Here is a 15,121-nt window from a genome sequence, read left to right on the forward strand (position 1 = left end):
ACGGCCTACACGTGGTTCACCCCGCGAACGTCGGCTTTCCGCGGGAAATCAGCCAAGGGGCGCCGTTCGGCCGTACGCCCGCGCCGCCGAACGGTACGGCGGCTGCTCCGTGGCTCGGCGCCCAGGCGTTCGCAGGGGTGCGCCGTTCGCCGACGATTCCGTGGTCAGGCTTCTCGGCGCGCGTCAGCCGCGGCCCCGCCCGGCGAGCCGGCGCACGGCGGCCACGATCTCGCGGTTCGGCACCCCCTTGGTGAGGTACTCGACCGCGCCGGCGGTCTCCATCGCCGTCATGGACGCCCGGTCGGAGTAGGCGGAAAAGGCGAGCACGGCGGTCCCCGGGCAGCGGGCGACGATCTCCTCGGCCGCGCGCGCCCCGCCGCCGCCCGGCATGCGGACGTCGAGGACGGCGACGGCGGGCCGGTGGTGCTCGGCCAGGGTGATGGCTTCGTCGGCGTCGCGGCCCACGGCGACGACCTCGATGTCCGGCTGCTCATCGAGGACTTCGCGCAAGGCGTCGCGGATCATGGCGTCGTCGTCGCTGATGACGACGCGCAGCGGGCCGCTCACGGCTGCGCGTCCGGGACGACAGGCAGCCAGAACTCGACGGTCGTCCCCTCGCCGGGAGTGCTCCGCAGGGAGAACCAGCCGTGGGCCGACTCGGCGCGCTCGCGCATCTCGATGAGCCCGAAGTGGTCGCGGCCGGGGTCGGCGCCGGTGACGACGGTGCCGACCCCGTCGTCGGTGACGCGGAACAGCGTACCTCTGTCTACTGTGGACATGGAAACCTCCACTCGCGACGCGCGGGCGTGCTTGTGCACGTTGGTGAGTGCTTCCTGGCAGATCCGGTAGGCCGTCACCGCCGCCTCGGGCGTGGGCTCGGCCGTGAGCCCGTCCTCGAGCGCGTACTCGAGGCCCCACGGGGCCACGACCTCCTCCAAGTGTGCGGCCAGCGCCAGGGCGAGGCCGTGCCGTTCCAGGTCCGGCGGCCGCAGCCGGGAGACGAGCGCGCGCAGCCGGACGACGGCGGCGCGCACCGATTCGTCGAGCACCTCGACGCTTTCGCGCTGCTCCTCGGGCAGCCGTTCGGCCAGCAGCTGCAACCGCATCCCGACGGCGACCATCGCCTGGATCGAGTCGTCGTGCACGTCCCACGCGATGCGGCGGCGCTCCACCTCCTGCGCGTCCACGAGGTGGCTCACGAGGCGGCGACGCTGCGTCAGCGCCTGCGCAGTGGTGCGGCGTTCGGTCATGTCGCGGGTGACCTTGCCGAAGCCCCGGTGGTTGCCGTTGTCGTCGAACAGCGCGGTGATCACGACGTTGGCCCAGAACCGCGATCCGTCCTTGCGCAGCCGCCAGCCCTCGTCCTCCAAGCGGCCTTCGGCCAGGGCGACTTCGAGCTCCCAGGCGGGCTTGCCGGCGGCGATGTCTTCGGCGGGGTAGAAGACGGAGAAGTGGCTGCCGATGATCTCCTCGGCTCGGTAGCCCTTGATCCGCTCGGCGCCGGCGTTCCAGCTGACGATGTGGCCGCCGGTGTCGAGCATGAAGATGCCGTAGTCCACGACGTCCTGCACCAGCAGGCGGAACCGTTCCTCGCTCTCCCGCAACGCTTGTTCCGCTGCGCGGCGCCCCGTCATGTCGCGGGTGACCTTGCCGAAGCCCCGGTGGTTGCCGTTGTCGTCGAACAGCGCGGTGATCACGACGTTGGCCCAGAACCGCGATCCGTCCTTGCGCAGCCGCCAGCCCTCGTCCTCCAAGCGGCCTTCGGCCAGGGCGACTTCGAGCTCCCAGGCGGGCTTGCCGGCGGCGATGTCTTCGGCGGGGTAGAAGACGGAGAAGTGGCTGCCGATGATCTCCTCGGCTCGGTAGCCCTTGATCCGCTCGGCGCCGGCGTTCCAGCTGACGATGTGGCCGCCGGTGTCGAGCATGAAGATCGCGTAGTCCACGACACCTCTGACCAGCAGGCCGAGGTCGTCCGCCGAGGGTTCGTCCATGACCCAACTCTGCCCCAGCCACGACGGCCGGGCAGCTCCCGGCTCACTGTCCGGCGGTACCGGCCAGGTCACACCACACGACCTTCCCGCCGGCCGTGGGCGTGACGCCCCACGCGAGCGAGAGGAGTTCCACCAGCCGCAGGCCCCACCCGCCGTCCGCGCCGGAGCTGCGCTTCGCGGGCACCGCCGGGCTCTCGTCGGCGACCTCGATCCGCACGACGGAACCGGCGTGGCTCAGCCGCACCGACGCGGTGCCCGTGCCGTGCAGCACCGCATTGGTGGCGAGTTCGCTCACGACCAGCACGGCGTCGTCGGCCAGGGTCGGCAAGCCCCACCGGGCGAGGGTCGCCCGGGTGAAGTCGCGCGCCGCCGCGAGCCCGGCCACCGTTTCGGGCAGCGGGCACTCGGCCGACGTGAGCGCAGAGACCTCCACGCGTCCACCCTGGACGAAACGGGCTGGGCGCGGCAGACGCAGATCACTTCGCCGCACTGACGCAGGTGCATCAATCCAGCAGTCCGTCGCGCCGCGCGAACGCCACTGCTTCGAGCTTCGACCGCGCGCCGAGCTTCTCGAGCACGCGCTGCACGTGGTTGCGCGTGGTGTTGCGGGTGACGCCGAGGCGGTCGCCGATCTCCTCCGTGCTCGCCCCTTCGGCCAGCAGCTGCAGGGTTTCCTGTTCGCGCGCGGTCAGCGTCGCGCCGCCGCGGGTGCGGCCGGAGAGCCGTTCGAGCACTCCGGGCAGCAGGCCCGCGTCGAACACCACCTCACCCGCCGCGACACGCTGCACGGCCGACTCAAGCACGTTCAGCGGCGCGGACTTCAGCAGGAGGCCCCGGCCACCGGCTTCCGCCACCCGGGCGGCGACGGCGGGCGTGGCGTCCCCGGTCAGCACGAGCACGCGGGAGCCCAGCGCGGCGAGCTCGCCGATCGCGGCCACGCCGTCGCCGTCGGGCAGCCGCCGGTCGAGCACCACGACGTCGGGCCTCAGCCGTGCCGCGTCGGTGGTCGCGGACTCCCGTGAACGGGAGCGGCCGACGACCGTGAGCCCGGGGGAGCGCTCCAGCGCCAGCTCCAGGGCCTGGGCCACCATGTCGTGATCCTCGACGAGGAGCACCCGCACCGGGGCGGTGGACGGGGGCTCGACAGGCATGGCACTGCCCTTCTGGGGACGGGGAGCTGACCACTCATCGTAACCGCAGGTCCGCCGGGCCACCGGCCGGGCGGATCACCCCGGCACGGCGAACTCGTCGACGACGTCCGCGGCGTCCTCCCGCACGGCGAACCGGCGGCGTTGCCGGTCGGCACCACCGCCGTCGCGGGCCAGGCGGGCGAGGCCTTCGCGGACGAAGGCGGTGTCGCCGGCGGCGTCCAGCGCGGGCGCGCAGAACTCCGCCAGCCGCGTCAGGACTTCGAGGGCAGGCCGCAATTCGCCGGTGGCCGGGTCGGGGCAGCAGCCGGTGACGCCCTCGCGCGCGGCGCGCCAGAGCTGCCCGCGCAGCACCTCGTTGGACAGGTTCGGCGGCTCGCCGCAGCCGAGCACCGTGGCCACCAGCCCGCGGCAGAGCACGGCCAGCAGCGCCGCTTCCTCCGGGGTGGCGGCGACGTCCGCGACGCGGAACTCCACGGTCGGCTGGTTCTCCGACAGGCGGACGTCCCAGTAGATCATCCCGCGGTCGAGGATCGCGCCCGCGCGCAGCCACGCCTCGACGATTCCCTCGTACTCGGCGTGGGAGGCGAACCGCGGCGGTGGCCCGGCCGAGGGCCACTGCGACCACTGGCGGTGGCGCCAGCTGCAGTACCCGGTGTCGAGCCCGCCGGCGATCGCGGAATTGGCCGTCACCGTCAACAGGGCCGGCAGCCACGGCCGGACGTGCCCGATCACGCGCGTGCCGGTCTCCGGGTCCGGCACACCGACGTGTATGTGGCAGCCGCAGGTGAGCGTGGTGCGCGCGGTGGCACCGAAGTGCGCCGCCATCAGCCGGTACCGCGGCTTCGGGGTGATCGCGGGCCGCTCGCGGGCGGCGACGGGCGGGGTGGCGCAGGGCAGGATCCGCAACCCGCGCCGGGCGGCGGCGCGGGCGAGCGCGGCGCGCATCGACTGCAGCTGCTCCACGGCTTCGGTGCGGGTCCGGCACACCTCGGTGGCGGATTCCGCTTGCGCGCGGGTGAGCTCGTGCTGGAGGTCGCCGTCCGTGTCGTCCGCGGAGTCCAGCACGGCGTCCGCCGCGTGCGAAGGCCGGCCCCGCTCGTCGACGACGAGGAACTCCTCCTCGATCCCGAAGGTCAGCACTTCCGTCACGAGCCCTCCTGACCGCTGCGTTCGGCGCGGGCCCGGTCGGCGAAGCAGTCCCAGGCCTGCCGTACCAGCGCGGGGTGGGCGAGCAGGTCGACGGCCGTGCGGCCCAGCGCGGCGGCCGCCGCGTGCAGCACGGCCCGGGCGCGGGGTGAGGCCGTCGCCGCGGCGAACCCGCGCGAGTTCCCGGCGTGGGCGGGGTCGGCGATCGCGACGAGCGGGTGGATGGCGGGCACCTTGAGGCTCACGTCGCCGATGCCGGACAAGCCGCGCGCGGTGCCGAGGTCGGGCGGGGTCGTGAGGATGCCGCGGGCGGCCAGGTGTGCCGCGAAGCGGTTCGACAGCACGGGGTTGTCGCGGAAGTGCGAGCTGCCGGGGCCGAGGTGCTCGATGTCGGCCTTGGTGCCGGTGGCGATCGCGGCGCCCTCGGCGCAGGCGGTCACGTCGGCGAGGAGTTTCGCCAGCGCCGCGGTCGTGGGGGCGGACAGGCCGAACCGCGCTTGCGCGAGGGCGGGCACCGACTCGGTGGACTCGCCGCCGCGCGTGATGATCCCCTGCGCGCGCGAGCCGGCCGGCAGCCGCGCCTGCAGGGCCGCGACCGCGGTGAAGACCTGCACGAGCCCGGCCACCGCGTCGGCCGGTGGGTGCTCGGCGCGGCCGTGCACGGTGATCCGCACCTCGGCCCGGGCGGCGAGCGGAGCCCACGACCACGAGTGGGCACCGGGACGGAAGAGCAGCGCAGCGTCGACGTCGTCGAACACGCCGGCCGCGGTGAGCGCGGGAATCCCGTCGCGGGGACAGCCGGCGACGAGGATCGAACCGGGTTCGCCGTCGGTGACGCGGCGGGTCGCCAGCGCCGCGCCGAGCCCGGCGGCCGCGGTCAACCCGGCCCCGGGCCGTCCGTCGTACTCCAGCAGCAGCGCCACCCCAGGGCGGCCCTCGCCGTGGCGGGCGGTGATCGCGCCCGCGAGCCCGGCGACCCGGTTCGCGACCGCGAAACCGGCCTCTTCGAGCGGCTCGGTCAGCAGGTGGGCGGCCGATTCCTCGTCCCGCCCGGCGCACACGTCACCGGCGAGCGACCACAGCCGGTCGTCCAGCTGCTCGATCTCACGGTCGACCCGCTCGTGCCGGGTTTCGTCGGCCTCCATGCGCCACACATACCCAACCGGCGGTCATTCGATCCACGCTGGAGTGGGTAATTCGGCCGTGTGCGCGCCGCGTCCGGTGGGGAATCGTCGAAATCCACAGCAGACGAGTCGGACGGAGCAGGCATGACAGCGGGAAGCTACCGGGTACCGCCGGCCGAGGTGTCGTCGATCGTGCAGAACGTGGAGGGCCTTTCGGCGTCGGCGTTGTCCGCCACGCGCGACCCGGAGTCGCTGGTGATCGACGCGCTCTCGTTCGCCGGGATCGGCGGCGTCGCCGCCGCGGCCAACTCGACGCTGCCGTCGCAGCTGGTGTCCTCGCTCGGCAAGTTCGTGAACCTGATCGGCGAGGTCAGCGGCAAGGTCCAGTCCGCCGTGCGGGGCTACACCGACGCCGACACCGCGGTGGCACAGGGCCTGGGCGGTGACACGCAGGCGTCGGGTGGCGGCGCCGCGGCACCGGCCGCCGCCCCGCGGCAACTGGACAACCGCGTCGTCGACTCGATCATGCGCTCCGAGGGTGCGACCGGCGAGCAGGGCGGAGTGCCGAGGCGTACGGCTTCCGCCGGAACATGCACAACGGCTACGACCAGATCATCGCGGCGCGGAACCAGTACGGCATCGGCAGCCCCCAGGAGCACGCCGTCGTCGCGAACCTGATGACCGAGCACGCGCGCACCGCCGGCGCCTTCGACTTCACCGATCCGGGCACGCAGGCCGCCATCATGTCCCGGCGCCCACATGCGCGGCGCGGGCGGCGTCCGCGCGATCCTCAACCACATGGGCGGCGCCGACGTCGTGCGCAGCGCCGCCGCCCTCGACCCGGCCGCCGTACGGCACATCCAGGGGTTCACGCCCGAGCAGTTCCAGCAGGACTTCCGCGACGCCCGCCTCGACTACGACCGCCAGGTCTACGGCAGCACCACCACGCAGGGCGGGCACACCCAGAACTGGTGGGACCGCTACGGCAACGGCCCCACCCAGCGCTACGACCGGGAGCAGCAGGAGTTCCTGAACCTGTCCCGGCAGCCGGGCGCGCAGTAGCTCACTCCGCCGGCGGCTCCCGCCGCAACGCGGTGATCCGCCGCATAGCACGCCGGCCCAGACCTGTCCGGGCAGCGTGCCGCCGGGGTGGTAGGCCGCGCACACGTCCACGGTGATCGCGAACGCGGGCGGCACCGGCAGGCCGAGCGAGCGCATCCGGTTGAGGCTGCGGGCTTTCCCGCCCACGAGGTCACGGCCCAGCGGGCGCGTGCCGTCCAGTGGGAGCACCGTCTCGGCGGGCGCTGTGGTGGTCACCCGGTGGTCCTTTCCGCGCTGGGCAGGTGCGCGCGAGCGGCGGTGAGACCGCCTTCGACCGGCAGGTCGACGCCGTTGACCCACGAGGCCGCCGGGTTGAGGAACCGTACCTCCGCGGCGACCTCGCCGGGTTCGGCGTGCCGTCCGGCCAGCGCGCCCGCTCGGTCGATCGAGTCGGCGCCCATCGACGCGCGGAAGTCGGCCAGGGTCGGCGTGCGCACGGGCCCGGGGCTCACGCTCACCGCGCGCTCCACGCGATGAGCGCGGCCTTCGACGGGTCGTAGGCCGCGCGTCCGACAGCGGGAATTCGGCGAGCCACGCGGCGAGCTCATCGTGGCTGTCCACAGTGCACAGATGGTCGAGCGCTTCGGCCGGCAAGGTGTTGTGGTGCGCGGCGATCGACGCCACCGTCACGACCGCACCGCCTTCGGCCAGCCGCGGCAGCAGCGCCTCGGTGAGCAGCCGGGTGCCGACGACGTTCACGGCGAGCACCGTGGTCGCGGGCGCGGTCTCGGGCACGCCGGCGACGTTCGCGATGCCGGCCAGCGGCTCGGTCACCGTCTCGGCGGCTTCCGCGCCGAGTGAGATCGGCGCGGACCAGGTGTACCGCATCGACCCCTCGGGCGAGGTCGCGATGGTGGCCGACGACTTCGAGCGGCCCGATGGGCCGGCCTTCAGCCGCAACGGCGAGCGGCTGTACGTCGTGGACACGAAACGCGGGCACCTGCGCGCGTTCGGCGCACGCCGCGCGGCACGCTCACCGGGGGCGAGGAGATCGCGCGCTGCCGCGAGGGCAACTTCGACGGCATCCGCCTCGACGACCAGGGCCGCATCTGGGCGGCGGCGTCGACTGCTTCGCGCCCGATGGCACGCTCCTGGGCGGGCTCAAGATCCCCGAGCCGGTCGCGAACCCAGTGTTCGGCGGGCTCAAGCGCAACATTCTCCACGTCTGCGCCACGACGTCGCTCTACTCGATCATGCTGAACGTGACGGGCGCCTGAGCCCCCGCTCCATCTTCAGCGCGAGCCGCGCGTAGCGGACCGTGCCCGCGTCGAGGAAACCCTTCCGCCGGTAGAGCGCGATGGCCGCGGTGTTGTCCTCGAACACCTGCAGCCGCACGGACCTCGCATCGTGGCGTGAAGCCCATCCCAGCACGGCCTCGATCAGCGCGTCGCCGACGCCGTGGCCGCGGGCGAACGACGCCACGTACATCGAGTGAAGGTCCACCACACCGTGCTGGTCGGGGAGGGTGCCGCTGGCCATGCCGGCATCGCGGCCGTCGACCGAAGCCAGCACGTTGAACGGCCAGTCGGTGAGCCGCTGCCGCCAGCGCAGCTCGGTGTCACCCTCGCCCTGCCACTCGGCCAGGCGCGCGCCGAACGCATGCGGAGATTCCTCCAGCGCGACGAGCCGCAGCGCCCGCCAGTCGCGCCAGTCGTCCGCTGTCAGCTCCCGGATCTCCGCCATGACCCCACGATCGCCACGGACGGTCCCGCCGCGCAAGGTGATTTCCGGGTAGCGGTCTATACCGCCGGCCGGCGTCAAGCCGGCCCGGTCGCACTTCCGAGCGTGATGAACGTCTTCGTGCCCACCACCCCGCCGGAGACCCGGATGGCGTCGATGACCTCACGAAGGTGCGTGACGTCCCGGGCACGGATGTGGCAGAGCGCGTCGGGGTCGCCGGCGACGGGGTAGACGGCCTGGACCTCCGGCAGGTCGCGGGCGAGGCGCTCCATGTCGGGCGGGCGGGTGCGGCCGGTGTAGCGCAGCTCGGTGAACGCTTCGATGTTCCAGCCCAGTTTGGTGTAATCGATCTTCGCGGTGAAGCCCGTGATCACGCCCGTCGCCTGGAGCCGGTCGACGCGGCGTTTGACCGCGGGCAGCGACAACCCGACCTCCGCGGCCATGTCGGCGTAGGAGCGTCTACCGTCCTGGCGCAGGAACTCAACGAGCCGCAGGTCTATCTCGTCGACTCCGGCCATGTCGCCTCCGCGCAAGAAATTGAGGTCGTGTGTACTACCACGTTACATAGTTGCGTCGTCGCGGCCACACCGCGCACGGATCTTGTGCCGTGAGAGGCTCACGGTTTCTCCTGTGTCTCACCCACGCGTCCCACGCCACCCGCTCGCCGAGAGGAGCATCGGTGCTCACCGAACCGGTTTCGCTGGACGACAAGTACGTCGCCGATCACGGGCGGGCGCTGATCTCGGGGGTGCAGGCGCTCGTGCGGCTCACCCTGGAGCAGCGCCGCCTCGACGAGGCCCGCGGCCTCGACACGCGCGTGTTCGTCTCGGGTTACCAGGGTTCCCCGCTCGGCGGGCTCGACCAAGAGCTCGCCCGCGCGAAGCGGTTCCTCGACCCGGCCGGTGTCGTGTTCAAGCCGGGTGTGAACGAGGAGCTCGCCGCTACCGCGGTCGCCGGCACGCAGCTGCTCGGCAACGTCCCCGGCCGGCGCCACGCGGGCGTCACCGGCTTCTGGTACGGCAAGAACCCCGGCCTCGACCGCGCCGCCGACGCCATCCGCCACGGCACCCTCGCCGGCACCGCGTCGCTCGGCGGCGCCGTGGCGTGGATCGGCGACGACCCGGCGTGCAAGTCCTCGACCGTGCCCAGCTCGTGCGAGCCGATGGCGCAGAGCCTCGCCATGCCGCTGCTCGCACCCGGCAGCGTCGCCGAGATCGTCGAGTTCGGCCTGCACGCGGTGGCGATGTCGCGCGCGAGCGGGCTGTGGACGGGCTTGAAGATCGTCGCGGACATCGCCGACGCGTCCGCCACCATCGACATGGCCGCGCTGCGCCACGGCATCCCGCTGCCGCCCGAGACCATCCGGCCCACGGGCCGTGCGCTCGTCGGCGCTCCCGCGCTCGACGCCGAGCACGACATGTTCACCCGCCGTCTCGACCTCGCCCGCGCGTATGCCCGCACCACGGGTCTGAACCGGGTCACCTTCACCGCCCGCGCGGCCAAACTCGGCGTGCTCGCGTCGGGCACCGGCTACGCCGTGGTGCAGCGCGCGCTGCAGGACCTCGGGCTCGACGAAGCCGCGATGGAGGCCGCCGGTCTGCGGCTCATCCGCCTGGCCATGCCGTACCCCGTGGACGCGGACGCGCTCGCCGAGCTCACCGAGGGCCTCACCGAGGTGCTCGTGGTCGAGGACAAGGTGCCATTCCTCGAAGGCCACCTCAAGGAGGCGCTCTACCGCCGCCCGGGCGCGCCGAACATCGTCGGCCGCCACGACGAGACCGGCCGGCCGCTCCTCACCGCCCGTGGCCAGCTCGGTGCCGAGGACGTCGCCCGCGCACTGGTCGAGCGCGTCGAAGCGGTGGTGGGCCCGGACCGGCTGCCGCGGACCGCGACCGTGCACCTCGACGCGATCACGCCGCCGCGGCCCGCGCGCATCGCGCTGCCGACGGCGACCGCGCCGCGCACGCCGTTCTTCTGCTCGGGCTGCCCGCACAACGTCTCCACGCGCACCGGCGACGACACGCTCGTCGGCGTCGGTATCGGCTGCCACGCGATGGTCGCGATCGACGGCGCCGGGCGCGGCAACACCATCGGACTCACGCAGATGGGCGGCGAGGGCGCGCAGTGGCTCGGTCTCGCCCCGTTCACCGACGACCGGCACTTCGTGCAGAACCTCGGCGACGGCACCTTCCACCACTCCGGTTCGCTCGCCATCCGCGCGGCCGTCGCCGGTGGCGTGACCATGACGTACAAGCTGCTCTACAACGACGCCGTGGCGATGACCGGCGGCCAGCGAGCCGAGGGCCGGCTGGACGTCCCGGCCATCACGCGCCTGCTGGCCGTGGAGGGCGTGCGGCGGATCGTGATCACGACCGAGAGCCCCGCCGACTACCGCGGCATCGCGCTCGACCCGATCGCGTCCGTACGTCACCGCGACGACTTCGCTTCCGTGGAGGCCGAGCTCGCGGGCGTCGAGGGCGTCACGGTGCTGATCCACGACGACCGGTGCGCGGCCGAGGAACGCCGCCTGCGCAAGCGCGGGCAGTTGCCCTCGCCCGCCGAGCGCGTCGTCGTCAACGAGCGCGTGTGCGAGGGCTGCGGCGACTGCGGTGACGTGTCGACGTGTCTTTCGGTGCGCCCGGTCGAGACGGAGTTCGGCCAGAAGACGCGCATCCACCAGTCGTCGTGCAACAGCGATTTCACGTGCCTGAAGGGCGACTGCCCGTCGTTCCTGCTCGTGACGCCCGGGCCGAAGCCACGCCGTGCGGTGCCGGAACTGCCGGTGGCGCTGGCGGAACCGGCGTCCCGGCTGTCCGAAGTGGACACCGTGCTGATGCGGATGCCCGGCATCGGCGGCACCGGCGTGGTCACCATCTCGGCCGTGCTGCAGATGGCCGCTCACCTCGACGGCCGCTTCGCCGCCGGGCTCGAGCAGACCGGGCTGGCGCAGAAGGGCGGCCCGGTGGTGTCCGACGTCCGGATCTCCAAGACGCCGGTCGCCGGGTCGCTGCGGGCCTCGCGCGGCACCGCGGACGTGCTGGTGGGTTTCGACCTGCTCGGCGCGGCCGACGCGGCGAACCTCGCCACCGCGCGCGCCGGCCACACCGTCGCGGTGATCAACACGTCTCTCGTGCCGACGGCGGCGATGGTCACCCACCGGGTCGTGCTGCCCGGGTCACCGGACGACGCGCTCGAGCGCATCGGCGGCGCCACCCGCGACGTGTTCTCCGTGGACGCTACCGAACTGGCCGAGGCGTTGTTCGGCGACCACATGCCGGCCAACATGCTGCTCATCGGAGCCGCCTACCAGCACGGCGCCGTCCCGATCTCGGCTGACGCCATCGAAGCGGCGATCCGCCTCAACGGCACCGCGGTGGAGAAGACGCTGGCCGCGTTCCGCTGGGGCCGCGCCGCGGTGCTCGACCCGGCCGCGGTCCGCGCGGCGGCTCTCCCGCCGGCCTTGGCGCCCGTGCCGGTCGACGCCGTCGCCGCGGCTCTCTCGGCCGGTGACCTGGAAACGGTGCTGGCCCCCCGCGTCGCCGACCTGATCGGCTTCCAGGACGAAGCCCTCGCCCGCCGTTACGCCGCCGAGGTGCGCTCGCTGGCCGCTGCCGCCGCCGACCGCACCGACGCGGACACCGGCGCCCGCATCGCCGCCGCATACGCCCGCGGCTTGCACAAACTGCTGGCCTACAAGGACGAGTACGAGGTCGCCCGCCTGCACCTCGACCCGGCCGAACAGGCCCGCCGCGAAGCCGAATTCGGTCCCGACGCGGACGTCGCCGTGCTGCTGCACCCGCCCGTGCTGCGTGCCCTGGGCGTGAAGCGCAAGATCCGCCTGCGCGGCCGCACCGCGGACGTCGCCTTCCGGGCGCTCCGCGGCGCCCGCCGGCTCCGCGGCACTCGCGCCGACGTGTTCGGCTACGCCGCGGTGCGCCGCGTCGAGCGCGCGTTGCCGGGGGAGTACCAGCACCTGGTCGAGCGCGGACTGGCCCACCTGTCGCCGAAGACCGCCGAGGCGTTCGTGGAGCTGGCCGCGTTGCCCGACGTGGTGCGCGGCTACGAGGACATCAAGCTGGCCAACGTGGAGAAGTTCCGCACCCGCGCCGCCGAGCTGTTGGCGACGATCACCTCCTGAACACTGCGGTGTCTGTCTTGCGGGCAACCGCTCACGCCGGCGTGAGCGGTCCCCGCGGGCCATCGGTGGGGTTCGAGAGGACCACTCGCGCATCTCTTGCGGGGTGAAGGCTCCGGTCGCACCCGCCTGATCCCACGATGGATCAGGTCGGGACGCGTGAGCGGCACCAAGGGGCGCCCGTGTGGGTTGCTCAGCGCGGCGGGTCCGCTCCCACCCGGCTCAACGGCACGAAGGGGCCACTCGCAGCGATCCGACGGTGTGACTGGCCCCCTCTCGCGGTGTGAGTGGCGCCGGAGGTCCACTCGTGCGCGGCCAGATCATGCGGCAGGGCCCGATACTGACCGGTTCGGGTTCCATGAGGCGTGGACCGTCGTCCGACGGGGAGTGCGCAATGGCGGCACATCTCGCGGTGGTCGTGTCGTGCGAGTCGAGGCGTGCGAGGCCGGCACCAGGGCCGCGGCCGGTCAAGGCCGGAGAGTGCCCCACGTCGGTGACAAGCGTCTGCTCTCTCACTCACCTCGTCCGCACGCGACCCTCCACAAAGGACCGCACTCGGCGAAACCCAGGATCTGGTGACGCCCCAGCCCGGCACGGGCACGCCGGACGAAACCCGGCGCGCAGCCGTCGAGGAGTCCGCCGGGGACTCCGAGGTCTCGCCGCTTCCGTCGGCGCCCTGCGCCGGCGCGGCACCGGCTCCGCCGCATTGGCCCACTCACCGCGGACAGCGCCACCGCGCCGGCCGGTTCGCCAGCTCCGCAGCGCCCGGACCTGCCGGCCGAGTCAGAACGCCCCTCGCCGACCTCGTCCTCGCCGACGTCCTCCGCGTCAGCCACGGCCGAGTGGTGGTGACACCGGCCTGATGAAGGCAATTCATTTTTCCCGTCCGAATTCGCGGCAACCCTAATTCGAGCCTAAATGGCTGGTTTCGAAGTGCGCGGCGCAGAACTTCCGTTGTACGTTCTCCTCGCGGTGAGATGATCTTGCCGCACGAACTGGAGGGAACAACAGAATCATGGGGAAGCGGATTTCGCGCCTCGGTGCGCTGGTGGCCGCGGTCGCGGCGGTGGGGACGCTCGTCGGCGGTGCCGGGGTCGCGGGCGCGGCGCCGGCCGACGCGTGCACCGACCCGCACCAGGCGTCCGGGCTCATCGGCAAGTGGGGCCCGGTCAGCAAGTCGAGCTGCGCCATCTTCGGCCACGCCGGTTTCCGCGCCGGTTACGGCTGGAACGTGCAGGAAGGCACCAACCAGTTCGCCTGCGTCGAGGGCTGGGGCTTCGACGCGAAGCACCCGAAGGGCGGCTGGTTCAGCCTCGGTTGCGGCAAGAGCGGCAAGACGACGGTGCCGTGGGGCAACGTCGCCGCCAACCCGCAGGTGCGAGCGAAGAGCATGGGCGGCAGCCTCGCCGTCATCATCGACTGGCGCCAGTGAAGTGACTCCGGTGCCCGCCGGAAATGGTCGGCGGGCACCGGAACCACTTCATTCCAGCGCGACGATATCGCGGCCCGTCCGGTCGGGTGCGATCGCCGAAAAAACGATTCCCGCCAACGGTCCGATGATGCCCAGTGCCAGGGCCAGCGGAATCCCGCCCGCGATCGTCAGTGCGAACAGCGGATACACGCCCGCACCCAATCCGCGGCCGACGTAGTAGCTGCTGTTCGCCCCCGTCGACCGGATGCGCGTGGGGTAGTACTCCGACATCCACACGCCCAGCACGCCGAAGCCACCGCAGGCCGCGGCCGCCCACATGAGCGCCCAGAACGTGGTGTCGCCCCAGAACGACGTGGTCACGTGGTCGCTGCCGGCCAGCACCTGCCACAGGAACCACGCGAACCCGGCGACCCCGAACACGCATGCGGCCAGGAACGCGTACTTGCGCCGCACCGCATCGGACAGCACCCCGGTCGCGGAGTAGGCGGCGATGGTGAACACGTAGCCGATCAGCACGATCCCGCTCGCCGTGCCCAGCGGCAGGTGCTGCACCTTCAGCAGGTAGGTCGACAGGTACACGCCGACCGAGTTCGTCGTGAGGAACATGGCCGTGGACAGCACCATGAAGATCACGCTGCCGTAGAGCACCTTCGAGCGGAAGACGTCCACGACCGGCACGCGCGTGCGGCGCAGCTCCGGCGGCACGGTGCCCTCGCGCAGCTGTCGCTGGTACTCGAGCCAGTGGCGTGACTCCGGTAGGAGCTTGACCGCCGCGAGCCCGATCACCACGCTCACCGCGCCGATCACGACGTACCCGGTGCGCCACCCGAGGTCGGTGCCGAACAACGTGAGGCACAGGTAGAGCACGCCGACCGTGACGATCTCGCCGAGGAAGTACATCGACTGGATCAGCCCGCCCATCGTCCCGCGGCGGGTCGTCTTCCAGCACTCGGTGAACATCGAGAAGGACAGTCCGAACAGGCCGCCCATGCCGAGCCCGGCGAGCAGCCGGGTGATCAGGAACGTCCCGTAGTTCGGCGCGAGCCCGCCGAGCACCGCGGCGACGCCGAACGCGAGCACGGACACCGCGTACGTACGGCGGCGTCCCAGCGTGTCGCCGAGCCACCCGAACAGGAATCCGCCGGCGATCGACGCGAAGCCCTGGAACGTCGCGACGCTGACCAGCGCCACCGTGGACACGTGCAGCGAACCGGACAGGTAGGTGAGCGGATAGCCGACGAGGTTGATCTCGGCGCCGTCGAACAGCGAGCCGAGGAACGCGAACACGAGGATCAAACGCAGGTCCCGGCGGGGGTGGGCGCCGGAGGCGAGTCTTTCTGCCCCTGCTGACACAGCGGTCA

General features: G+C 72.5%; 16 protein-coding genes. 6 read left to right on the top strand and 10 right to left on the bottom strand.

Annotated features, from left to right (window positions below; genetic code table 11):
* Positions 1-183: 183 nt before the first annotated feature.
* From I6J71_RS13965 to I6J71_RS13990, 6 genes are all read right to left on the bottom strand, one after another.
* Positions 184-567 carry a response regulator transcription factor gene (locus I6J71_RS13965; protein ID WP_239154798.1) on the bottom strand — a complete coding sequence of 128 codons (384 nt, stop codon included), beginning with the start codon at positions 565-567 and terminating at the stop codon, positions 184-186.
* On the bottom strand, positions 564-1,991 hold the full coding sequence (locus tag I6J71_RS13970; protein WP_204095104.1) for a PAS domain-containing sensor histidine kinase: 1,428 nt from the start codon (positions 1,989-1,991) through the stop codon (positions 564-566). The genes I6J71_RS13965 and I6J71_RS13970 overlap by 4 nt, the downstream gene beginning before the upstream one ends.
* Positions 1,992-2,034: 43 nt before the next feature.
* Entirely contained in the window at positions 2,035-2,424 is a 390-nt protein-coding gene (locus I6J71_RS13975; protein ID WP_204095105.1) for an ATP-binding protein, read from the bottom strand.
* A gap of 70 nt (positions 2,425-2,494) precedes the next feature.
* Complete coding sequence (locus I6J71_RS13980; RefSeq protein WP_204095106.1) at positions 2,495-3,142, bottom strand: response regulator transcription factor; 648 nt, start codon at positions 3,140-3,142, stop codon at positions 2,495-2,497.
* A gap of 75 nt (positions 3,143-3,217) precedes the next feature.
* Positions 3,218-4,291 (bottom strand): glutamate--cysteine ligase, encoded by a 1,074-nt coding sequence (locus I6J71_RS13985; protein WP_204095107.1) that lies wholly within the window; start codon positions 4,289-4,291, stop codon positions 3,218-3,220.
* Positions 4,288-5,433: an amidohydrolase gene (locus I6J71_RS13990; protein WP_204095108.1), complete on the bottom strand. Its 1,146-nt coding sequence runs from the start codon at positions 5,431-5,433 to the stop codon at positions 4,288-4,290. Before I6J71_RS13990 ends, I6J71_RS13985 begins: the two co-directional genes overlap by 4 nt.
* A 123-nt stretch (positions 5,434-5,556) precedes the next feature.
* On the opposite strand from I6J71_RS13990, the gene I6J71_RS48140 reads away from it, so the two are divergent.
* Both I6J71_RS48140 and I6J71_RS48145 read left to right on the top strand, forming a co-directional pair.
* Positions 5,557-6,090: a hypothetical protein gene (locus tag I6J71_RS48140; protein WP_239154800.1), complete on the top strand. Its 534-nt coding sequence runs from the start codon at positions 5,557-5,559 to the stop codon at positions 6,088-6,090.
* Between the two features lie 81 nt (positions 6,091-6,171).
* Positions 6,172-6,474, top strand: a complete 303-nt coding sequence (locus tag I6J71_RS48145; RefSeq protein ID WP_239155655.1) for a hypothetical protein — start codon at positions 6,172-6,174, stop codon at positions 6,472-6,474.
* Positions 6,475-6,725: 251 nt separating this feature from the next.
* Here I6J71_RS48145 and I6J71_RS14005 read toward each other — a convergent pair whose 3' ends face one another.
* A complete protein-coding gene (locus I6J71_RS14005) occupies positions 6,726-6,971 on the bottom strand; it encodes an SDR family oxidoreductase (RefSeq protein WP_204095109.1) in 246 nt (81 codons plus the stop codon).
* Between the two features lie 112 nt (positions 6,972-7,083).
* Here I6J71_RS14005 and I6J71_RS14010 point away from each other — a divergent pair, with 112 nt between their 5' ends.
* Together I6J71_RS14010 and I6J71_RS50665 are read left to right on the top strand one after the other, a co-directional pair.
* Positions 7,084-7,314, top strand: a complete 231-nt coding sequence (locus I6J71_RS14010) for a hypothetical protein (RefSeq protein ID WP_204095110.1) — start codon at positions 7,084-7,086, stop codon at positions 7,312-7,314.
* A gap of 49 nt (positions 7,315-7,363) precedes the next feature.
* A complete protein-coding gene (locus I6J71_RS50665; RefSeq protein ID WP_370542210.1) occupies positions 7,364-7,765 on the top strand; it encodes a hypothetical protein in 402 nt (133 codons plus the stop codon).
* Here the strand turns inward: I6J71_RS50665 and I6J71_RS14020 are convergent.
* On the bottom strand, positions 7,705-8,196 hold the full coding sequence (locus I6J71_RS14020) for an N-acetyltransferase (protein WP_204095112.1): 492 nt from the start codon (positions 8,194-8,196) through the stop codon (positions 7,705-7,707). The two genes, I6J71_RS50665 and I6J71_RS14020, sit on opposite strands and share 61 nt — an antisense overlap.
* 74 nt (positions 8,197-8,270) lie before the next feature.
* On the bottom strand, positions 8,271-8,711 hold the full coding sequence (locus I6J71_RS14025; RefSeq protein ID WP_204095113.1) for an Lrp/AsnC family transcriptional regulator: 441 nt from the start codon (positions 8,709-8,711) through the stop codon (positions 8,271-8,273).
* Positions 8,712-8,872: 161 nt separating this feature from the next.
* Between I6J71_RS14025 and I6J71_RS14030 the strand changes: the two genes are divergently transcribed.
* Together I6J71_RS14030 and I6J71_RS14035 are read left to right on the top strand one after the other, a co-directional pair.
* On the top strand, positions 8,873-12,331 hold the full coding sequence (locus tag I6J71_RS14030) for an indolepyruvate ferredoxin oxidoreductase family protein (protein ID WP_204095114.1): 3,459 nt from the start codon (positions 8,873-8,875) through the stop codon (positions 12,329-12,331).
* A 1,012-nt stretch (positions 12,332-13,343) separates the two neighbouring features.
* Positions 13,344-13,760 carry a hypothetical protein gene (locus I6J71_RS14035; RefSeq protein WP_204095115.1) on the top strand — a complete coding sequence of 139 codons (417 nt, stop codon included), beginning with the start codon at positions 13,344-13,346 and terminating at the stop codon, positions 13,758-13,760.
* 48 nt (positions 13,761-13,808) lie between these two features.
* Here I6J71_RS14035 and I6J71_RS14040 read toward each other — a convergent pair whose 3' ends face one another.
* Complete coding sequence (locus I6J71_RS14040; RefSeq protein WP_239155354.1) at positions 13,809-15,047, bottom strand: MFS transporter; 1,239 nt, start codon at positions 15,045-15,047, stop codon at positions 13,809-13,811.
* Positions 15,048-15,121 lie beyond the last annotated feature (74 nt).

Source organism: Amycolatopsis sp. FDAARGOS 1241 (genome assembly GCF_016889705.1).
GTDB lineage: Bacteria > Actinomycetota > Actinomycetes > Mycobacteriales > Pseudonocardiaceae > Amycolatopsis.